The organism is Pseudoxanthomonas sp. LjRoot204_2, from assembly GCF_056175765.1.
Window position 1 is genome coordinate 1 of sequence record NZ_JBGFFG010000520.1, and the last position, 2073, is coordinate 2073.

At 68.1% G+C, this 2073-nt stretch carries 1 protein-coding gene and 1 pseudogene; both read right to left on the bottom strand.

Features of this window, described 5'->3' with window-relative positions; all coding sequences use genetic code 11:
• Positions 1 to 370 (bottom strand): annotated as a pseudogene (locus AC04L7_RS17405) (cell division protein ZipA); the annotation flags it as partial.
• A gap of 31 nt (positions 371 to 401) precedes the next feature.
• On the bottom strand, positions 402 to 2073 hold a 1672-nt coding region (locus AC04L7_RS17410; protein WP_475513531.1), incomplete at its 5' end, for a coiled-coil domain-containing protein.

Sequence of the window (2073 nt, forward strand, 5' to 3'; positions counted from 1 at the left end):
TCTTCTCGGCGGCGACCACGATGTCCTCGCCACGCAGCACCTGCCCGGCCTTGGCCGCGACGTACAGCGAGACGATCTTGTCGAAATCCTGGTTGGGCCGCTTGCCGAGGTCGCTTTCCGCGCCGGCGACCGGCGTGCCGCCGGGCAGGCCGAGTTCGGGCTGGCTGACGCGCTCGCCACTGTAGTCCTGCACCTGCTCGCTCGTGTCGTCGCCGGCAAGGCTGGGCTCGACGCGCGCGGTATCGCGTTCGGAGGGATCCAGCCGGCGGCCCTGGCTGGGTTTCTTGGGACGACCGAACAGGAAGATCGCGACCAGCAACAGGATGCCGGCGACGATGATTCCGATACGAAGCATGGCCATGTCGGACACAGGGGATTCTCCGGCAAGGTGGAATGAAGGGTCAGGCGGCGCCGGCCAGGCGGGCGGCCTCTTCCAGGTCCACCGACACCAGCCGGCTGACACCGGGTTCCCGCATGGTAACGCCACTGAGCTGGTGTGCGGCTTCCATCGTCGCCTTGTTGTGCGACACGAAGAGGAACTGCACCTTCTCGCTCATCTCCTTCACCATGTTGGTGAAGCGACCAACGTTGGCCTCGTCGAGCGGTGCGTCGACTTCGTCGAGCAAGCAGAACGGCGCGGGGTTCAGCTGGAAGATGGCGAAGACCAAGGCCACCGCGGTCATTGCCTTTTCGCCACCGGACAGCAGCGAGATGTTGGACACGCGCTTGCCCGGCGGGCGCGCCATGATGGCCACGCCGGTGTCGAGCAGATCCTCGCCCGTCAGTTCCAGATAGGCGTGGCCGCCGCCGAACAGGCGCGGATACAGCTGCTGCACGCCCGCGTTGACGCGATCGAAGGTGTCCTTGAAGCGGCCGCGCGTCTCGCGGTCGATCTTGCGGATGGCTTCTTCCAGCGTCTCCAGCGCGGTGGTGAGGTCGACGTGCTGCGCATCCAGGTATTCCGAGCGCTGGCTGGCTTCGCCGTACTCGTGGATGGCGGCCAGGTTGACCGGCTCCAGCCGGCGCATGCGGCCATCGATCTGGGTGACGGCCTGTTCCCACTCGCGCACGTCGGCCACCTCGGGCAGCGTGTTGATGACGTCCTCGAGCACGAAACCACCGGCGACCACGCCTTCGGAGAGCTGTTCGGCCTTCAACGCGAGCGCCTGCTGGTCGAGCTTGCGCTGCGAGATGCGCTCGCGCTGCGCCACGGCCTGTTCGTCGCGCTGCTGGCGGGTCTGTTCGTACTTGCGGAGTTCGTTGTCGATGCTTTCCAGCAGGGAGCGGGCCTCGGCAAGCTGGCGATCGGCGGTGACGCGATGCTCCAGCGCCGCCTGGCGCTGCGCTTCCAGTTCCTGCACCGGCGAATCGCCTTCGCTCAGCTGCAGCGTGAGTTCTTCCAGGCGCGAATCGAGGTGGCCACGCTGGCCGCCCATGCGATCCAGTGCCTGGCTCAACGACACGATCTGGGTGCGTTGCGACTCCAGCGTCAGCGCCAGCGCGTGCGCGGCGTCGCGCGAGGCGCGCGCGGCCTCGCGAGCCTGATCGCGCGCGTCGACCAGCTGGCGGCGCTCGCTTTCCAGCGCCTGGCGGGCGGATTCGAGGTCGCCCATGCGGGTCACGGCGTCTTCGAGCTTCGCGCGGGCTTCGCGGGCCTGCTCGCGGCTGGTATCGAGCGTGTCGACCAACTGCGCGATCTCGCCATCGATGCGCTCGAGGCGCGTGCGCGTAGCGTCCACCTTGCCCTGCTGGCTTTGCAGCTGGCCGGCCAGCTCGGACACGCCACGGTGCGCCATGTACAGCGTGCGCTGGGCGTCTTCGCGCTGCTGTTCGGCGGCGAGCAACGCATCGCGCAGCCCGGCCAAGCGTTCTTCCAGCTCCGCTTCGCGTGCCTGCAGGGTTTCGATCTCGGCGCGCAGCGACTGGATGTCGCGCTCTCGCAGCAGGGCGCCCTGCTTGGCTGCGCCGGAACGCAGCACGCGGACCCAGCCGGCCCCCAGGCGTTCGCCGTTGCGCGTGATGACGGAATCGCCCTCGCCCAGCTGAGACTGCAGACGGCGGGCTTCATTGAGG